The organism is Pseudoalteromonas luteoviolacea, from assembly GCF_021654285.1.
GTDB classification, from domain to species: Bacteria; Pseudomonadota; Gammaproteobacteria; order Enterobacterales; family Alteromonadaceae; genus Pseudoalteromonas; species Pseudoalteromonas luteoviolacea_J.
The window spans coordinates 40396-46395 of sequence record NZ_JAKFZS010000038.1 but is presented as its reverse complement, the minus strand read 5'-3'; the positions used below and the strand labels follow the sequence as shown (position 1 = coordinate 46395).

6 protein-coding genes and 9 tRNA genes are annotated in these 6000 nt (G+C 44.1%); all 15 read right to left on the bottom strand.

Annotated elements, in window-relative coordinates; translation table 11 throughout:
- Window positions 1–78 precede the first annotated feature (78 nt).
- Window positions 79–154, bottom strand: a tRNA-Lys gene (locus L1077_RS24400).
- Between the two features lie 25 nt (window positions 155–179).
- A tRNA-Lys gene (locus tag L1077_RS24395) sits at window positions 180–255 on the bottom strand.
- Window positions 256–280: 25 nt separating this feature from the next.
- Window positions 281–356, bottom strand: a tRNA-Lys gene (locus tag L1077_RS24390).
- Window positions 357–378: 22 nt separating this feature from the next.
- Window positions 379–454, bottom strand: a tRNA-Lys gene (locus tag L1077_RS24385).
- A gap of 25 nt (window positions 455–479) precedes the next feature.
- Window positions 480–555: transfer RNA gene (locus L1077_RS24380), tRNA-Lys, on the bottom strand.
- Window positions 556–579: 24 nt separating this feature from the next.
- A tRNA-Lys gene (locus L1077_RS24375) sits at window positions 580–655 on the bottom strand.
- Window positions 656–682: 27 nt separating this feature from the next.
- Window positions 683–758, bottom strand: a tRNA-Lys gene (locus tag L1077_RS24370).
- A 22-nt stretch (window positions 759–780) separates the two neighbouring features.
- Window positions 781–856 (bottom strand) — tRNA-Lys (locus L1077_RS24365).
- Window positions 857–880: 24 nt separating this feature from the next.
- A tRNA-Lys gene (locus L1077_RS24360) sits at window positions 881–956 on the bottom strand.
- Window positions 957–1107: 151 nt separating this feature from the next.
- Window positions 1108–1863, bottom strand: coding sequence for a tol-pal system protein YbgF (gene ybgF, locus L1077_RS24355; protein ID WP_046356432.1), 756 nt, complete (start codon window positions 1861–1863; stop codon window positions 1108–1110).
- 17 nt (window positions 1864–1880) lie between these two features.
- Window positions 1881–2414 carry a peptidoglycan-associated lipoprotein Pal gene (gene pal, locus L1077_RS24350; RefSeq protein ID WP_237139408.1) on the bottom strand — a complete coding sequence of 178 codons (534 nt, stop codon included), beginning with the start codon at window positions 2412–2414 and terminating at the stop codon, window positions 1881–1883.
- Window positions 2415–2455: 41 nt separating this feature from the next.
- Complete coding sequence (gene tolB / locus L1077_RS24345; protein ID WP_046356430.1) at window positions 2456–3814, bottom strand: Tol-Pal system beta propeller repeat protein TolB; 1359 nt, start codon at window positions 3812–3814, stop codon at window positions 2456–2458.
- A 9-nt stretch (window positions 3815–3823) separates the two neighbouring features.
- Window positions 3824–4762 carry a cell envelope integrity protein TolA gene (gene tolA / locus L1077_RS24340; RefSeq protein ID WP_237139407.1) on the bottom strand — a complete coding sequence of 313 codons (939 nt, stop codon included), beginning with the start codon at window positions 4760–4762 and terminating at the stop codon, window positions 3824–3826.
- The gene (gene tolR, locus L1077_RS24335) at window positions 4762–5190 is read right to left on the bottom strand and encodes a protein TolR (protein ID WP_039607802.1); all 429 of its coding nucleotides are present in this window, start codon (window positions 5188–5190) and stop codon (window positions 4762–4764) included. The genes tolA and tolR overlap by 1 nt, the downstream gene beginning before the upstream one ends.
- The gene (gene tolQ / locus L1077_RS24330) at window positions 5177–5881 is read right to left on the bottom strand and encodes a protein TolQ (RefSeq protein ID WP_039607801.1); all 705 of its coding nucleotides are present in this window, start codon (window positions 5879–5881) and stop codon (window positions 5177–5179) included. Before tolQ ends, tolR begins: the two co-directional genes overlap by 14 nt.
- Window positions 5882–6000: the final 119 nt, after the last annotated feature.

Here is a 6000-nt window from a genome sequence, read left to right as displayed (position 1 = left end):
AACCATCGACCAATGGATTAAAAGTCCACTGCTCTACCAACTGAGCTAATGACCCGCTCGGGAAGTTTTAGACTTGAATGGTGGGTCATGATGGACTCGAACCATCGACCAATGGATTAAAAGTCCACTGCTCTACCAACTGAGCTAATGACCCGCTCAAGAAATTTTTAGCTTAATAGTGGTGGGTCATGATGGACTCGAACCATCGACCAATGGATTAAAAGTCCACTGCTCTACCAACTGAGCTAATGACCCGCTCGGGAAATTGATTAAGCTTAAATGGTGGGTCATGATGGACTCGAACCATCGACCAATGGATTAAAAGTCCACTGCTCTACCAACTGAGCTAATGACCCGCTCGGGAAATTTTAAGCTTAATGGTGGGTCATGATGGACTCGAACCATCGACCAATGGATTAAAAGTCCACTGCTCTACCAACTGAGCTAATGACCCGCTCTGATATCCAGGGTTAAGCTAATGGTGGGTCATGATGGACTCGAACCATCGACCAATGGATTAAAAGTCCACTGCTCTACCAACTGAGCTAATGACCCGCTCTGGATATGGATATGCTTAAATGGTGGGTCATGATGGACTCGAACCATCGACCAATGGATTAAAAGTCCACTGCTCTACCAACTGAGCTAATGACCCGCTCGGGGATATGAATAACACTTAAAATGGTGGGTCATGATGGACTCGAACCATCGACCAATGGATTAAAAGTCCACTGCTCTACCAACTGAGCTAATGACCCGCTCGGGATATTTTAAGCTTGATGGTGGGTCATGATGGACTCGAACCATCGACCAATGGATTAAAAGTCCACTGCTCTACCAACTGAGCTAATGACCCGCTCATATCAAAATTAAGCAAAAGTGGTGGGTCATGATGGACTCGAACCATCGACCAATGGATTAAAAGTCCACTGCTCTACCAACTGAGCTAATGACCCACTCATTGCAGCAAGATGTTTATAACGTATCGCCTGCTGCGGGCGCTTATAATACTTATTTAAAATTCTAGTGCAACTGAATTACGCTGTTTTTTTTAAATTTTATGTCTAAGCGCCTATTTTTACACCACAGTGTTCATAAAGCAGCTTATTACAGCTTAGATAAACGCTCTGTTGCTAATTTTGCAGCAGTGGTGCTTGGGTATTCTTTTATCAACGCATTGAACAATTGCGTCGCTTTTGCCTTGTCTCCGGCATTCGCAGCCAATGTGCCAAGCTTCAACATCGCATCAGGGCGCTTATTTGAGTCAGGGAACTGCTCAACAACAATGGTAAAGTGCTTAATCGCTTCAGCAGGCTTGCTTTTTATAGATTGTAGCTGGCCTAACCAATAATGCGCATTAGGAATATATACTGACTCTGGGAATTGTTGCAAAAAGCTTTGAAACTCTGGGATCGCCGCATCATAGCGCTTATCCTTCATGATCAGAGCAACCGCGCGATCATAAGCTTCATTCTCAGATAGGTTAGAGCTCACCGCTTGCTCGCCGACAGTAGGAATAGCCGTCGCAGCAATGTCAGATTTGGTTTGCTCATACACTTGGCTAACGCGGTTTTCAATTTCTTGATAAAGCTCACGTTGGCGCTGCAATACTTTTTCCAGTTTATAGCTTTGCTCGTCAGTAAAACCTCGAACTTGGCTAACTTCGTCTTGCAATTGCTGCAACTGTAATTGAAGGTCTGCCTGTACTCGATTACGATTTGTCATCATTTTTTCGAGTTCGGCAACGCGCTGTTCAAGCGACTTTTGATTATTTGCAGCATCATAAACAGTAGCGGGAGCTGCCAAAACCTGGGAGCTCCCGCTAAGAAAGATGATGGCTGCCAAAATAGTTTTCGGCTTCATAACATCTCTTGTCTAAATTAGTATACCAATACCGCGCGACGGTTCTTAGCAAAAGCTTCTTCTGTGCGCGACTTAACCATTGGCTTTTCTTCACCGTAGCTCACTACAGAGATTTGGCTTTCAGAAACACCTAGGCTCTCAAGGTATTTAGCAACTGACTTACCACGGCTTTCACCTAGTGCGATGTTGTACTCAGGTGTACCACGCTCATCTGCGTGACCTTCAACAAGTACTTTTACACTTGGGTTTTTCACTAGGAAGTCTGCGTGTGCTTGTAGTAACTCAACATATTCGCTACGTACTGTAGAGCGGTCAAAGTCGAAGTATACGATTTGCTCTTGACGCAAATCAGCATATTTCTTCTGTAGCTTCTCTTCTGCAGTCATTTGAGGCTTAATTGTGCCTACATCAACCTTGTCATTGCTGTTAGAAGAAGCATTTGTCTGCTGGCTATCACCACCATCAACATCACCAGATGATGAGCTACATGCAGCTAAAGTCATTACAGGCAACGCTACCAATAAAGCCTTTAAAGTTTTGTTAAGTTGCATCGAGTATATTCCTATATCTTTATAAGTCTAACCAGTAAATATTACTGTAAAAACGGCGACCAGGCCGGTGCCTTCACTTGCCCGTCAAGTACTGGCAATCTCGCTTTAAAGCGACCGTCCATCGACACCAGGGCCAAAACCTGCTTATTATTATGCAGGGTACTGTAAATAATCATAGAGCCGTTCGGCGCAATACTCGGTGATTCATCGAGTCTCGTACGAGTTAACACCTGAAACAGCCCTGAATCAAATTCTTTCTTTGCTATATGGTACTGACCTAATGTGCGATTTACCATTACTAATTGCTTACCATCTGGCGTAATTGAACCCGCTAAGTTCATATCACCATCGAAGGTGACGCGTCTAGATCTACCAGTATCTAAATTTAACTTATAAATCTGGGCATTACCACCCCTTTCAGACGTATACACAATTTCTCGGCCATTTGGGTGCCAACTTGGCTCAGTATCTATACTTCTGTGCTTAGTTAAGCGCTTTTCGACGCGTGTTTCTAAGTCAATCAAGTACACCTCTGTCGCACCGCCTTTGTCTTTAGATAATACGACCAGCATTTGTGAGCCATCTGGCGAGAACTGTGGTGCACCGTTGATGCCTGGGTAGCTGGTTAACTTTTCACGTTTACCAGTGTATATATCTTGAACATAGACCTGAGATTGACGATTTTCAAAGGTAACATACGCTAATTTATTACCATCAGGTGACCATGCAGGTGACATCAGTGGCTCTTTTGAGCGCAGTAAGACTTGCTCATTAAAACCGTCATAATCAGCAACCACAAGCTGATAAGGCTTATCTTGCTCTTCTCGCACAATCACATAAGCAATTTTCGTTCTAAATGCGCCGCGCTCACCAGTCAGGGCTTCATAAACTACATCACTTATCTGATGTGAATAGTATCTAAATGAATCACTGTCAATCACGCTCTGACGGCTTTCCAAAATATGGTCTTGGCTTTTCATTAACTTGCCGTTGCTCATCATGCGCGTTTCACCACCTGTGATCTGCGCACGTAAAACATCAATCAATTCATATTTTACCAAATAACGATTCGCTGGCTGTTGGGTGATGGTTCCCACAATGATCGCTTCAACACCTAAATTAACCCAGGCGTCATAGTCTACTTCTTCATCTGTGGTTGGCAGTTGCGGCATCTGATCTTCCGATACCGCTTTAAACTTACCACTACGCATTAAATCTGCTGCAACAACCGAACTAATCTCTGAAGGGGCTTCACCGTTACCGATGTATTTAAATGGCACCACACCTAAAGGGCGTGCACTGTCAACGCCCTCAGTGATGACAATTTCTAACGCCGCATGGGCAAGTGTTGTCATACTGAAAGCAAAAACCAGAACTATGTTTTTTAAATGCTTTAACATGGTTTTCCTTTAAAGATTGGGTTTAATCGTTAAATTAATATTCTTAAGTTGTTCAAACACATCTTTGTCTTTTGAAACAGGCAGTGTATCTGCCATGCGAACGGCCCGTAGTGCCGCTTCACATACTAACTTATCTCCGCCTAACGAATTAGCCTGAGTAACCAAGCCATTGAAGCCTAAACGAATGTTCAAACGACACTGCTTACCCTTCATTTTTTCGTCTATTAATAGGTTAGACTGAATACGCTGCATGATCAGGGCTTTATATTTGTCCACTTCGCCAAGTACTTGTTGCTGCCTCACTTTCGCACGTGCAGCCTGCTCTTGTGCTAACTGCTCTTGCAACAGCTGCTCTTGCAATGCTTTTTGACGTGCTTGCTCAGCGGCTTCTGCTTTACGTTTCGCCTCTTCTTCTTGACGCTTACGTTGGGCTTCTGCTTGTCTTAAGCGATCCTCTTCAGATTTACGTTTCTCGGCTGCCGCTTTTGCAGCTTGCTCAGCTTGTAGCCTTTCTTTTCTGGCCTTTTCTGCATCAGCGCGCTGCTTTTGCTCGACCTCACGGGCTTTTTTCGCTTGGGCTTCAGCTTTGCGCTTTTCAGCCAGCTTAGCTTGACGTTGCTGTTCAAGCTTTTTAATGCGCCTTGCTTCCGCTTCACGATCTTTACGTGCTTGTACCGCGCGACGCTCTAAATCACGGATACGTTTTTCTTCTGCACGCTTTTGAGCGTCTTCAGCTTGCTTGAGCTCTGCAATTTTGCGCTCGACTGCACGCTGGTCCACAGAAATAGCAGAAACCGCTTTTTCCTGCTCTTCTTGCATAACTGGGTTTAATTGCACCTGCATTACCGTAGGCTTAGACATTTGCAAATTAGCTGAGGCAAACAACATACCCGCTAACGCGATGTGAAGCAGAAACGACTTGATAATTCCGCTTGTTAACGCATCCATTAATTATCCTCAAACGATTTGGTCATCAGGCCAACAGAAGGCACACCGGCATTTTTCAAAAAGTCCATAAGCAACAAAACTTCTTGATAGGAAACACGACCAGAACCTTTGATCATCACTGGCGTATCCGGATTTTGTTGCAACTTTAATTTAATTACCGCGGCAACTTCAACTGCATCCATTGGCGCTTCAGGATCGGTACCAACAGACACGTAATAACGGCCTTCTGCATCGATACTGGCAATAATAGGCGGCGCATCTTTAGTCTCGACTAAATCAGACTCCTGCATTTGTGGTAAATCCACTTTGACACCGTGGGTAATAAGCGGTGCTGTCGCCATAAAAATGATCAGCAGCACCAGCATGACATCAATGTAGGGAACAACATTGATCTCTGCAACCGGTCTTCTTTTTTTAGGCTGATACATTGGCTTTCGTCTCCACTAATGTGGCAGCTTGACGATGCAAGATATTGGCAAACTCTTCCATAAAGTTGGCGTAGTTTACTTCTAGCTTTTCAACGTGTTTTGCGAATCGGTTATAAGCCATTACCGCAGGTATCGCAGCAAATAAACCCATTGCTGTTGCAATCAGTGCCTCTGCAATACCGGGCGCGACCATTTGCAGCGTTGCTTGCTGCACATTACCCAAAGCGATAAATGCCGTCATAATACCCCAAACCGTACCGAATAGACCGATGTAAGGGCTAATAGAACCAACGGTTGCTAAAAATGACAAACTGGTTTCTAGTTTTTCTACTTCACGGGATAAAGCAACACGCATAGAACGGTGTGTGCCATCTAAAATCATGTTCGCCGAGCCTGTATTATTCTTTTTATGTCTTGCAAATTCTTTGAATCCTGCCACGAACAGTGCTTCTAACCCTTTAGAACTGCCTGAGCGAGCGGTGATTTCATTGTATAATTTGCCTAAGTCCATACCTGACCAAAATTGTTGTTCAAACTTTCGGGCTTCGCTTTGCGCTTCTGCTATCACCGAACGGCGCTGGAATATAATCGCCCATGACGCGATGGACATACCAACGAGTGTCAACATAACAAGTTGAACCAACACACTGGCTTCTAAAATTAGATCGATGAAATTTAAACCCGATTCCACGTTTTAACACTCCTAATAATATTGTGTACCCGGCATGGCGCCTTTAAACAGATAGACTTCAAGCACGACAAAAGGTTCAGGTAGTTTAACCACACAAATAAGGCCTTACAACGACAAAG

What these genes read in the sequence shown, in the direction of transcription:
- ybgF (WP_046356432.1), bottom strand. Translation starts at nt 1,863, where the DNA reads ATGAAGCCGAAAACTATTTTGGCAGCCATCATCTTTCTTAGCGGGAGC.
- pal (WP_237139408.1), bottom strand. Translation starts at nt 2,414, where the DNA reads ATGCAACTTAACAAAACTTTAAAGGCTTTATTGGTAGCGTTGCCTGTA.
- tolB (WP_046356430.1), bottom strand. Translation starts at nt 3,814, where the DNA reads ATGTTAAAGCATTTAAAAAACATAGTTCTGGTTTTTGCTTTCAGTATG.
- tolA (WP_237139407.1), bottom strand. Translation starts at nt 4,762, where the DNA reads ATGGATGCGTTAACAAGCGGAATTATCAAGTCGTTTCTGCTTCACATC.
- tolR (WP_039607802.1), bottom strand. Translation starts at nt 5,190, where the DNA reads ATGTATCAGCCTAAAAAAAGAAGACCGGTTGCAGAGATCAATGTTGTT.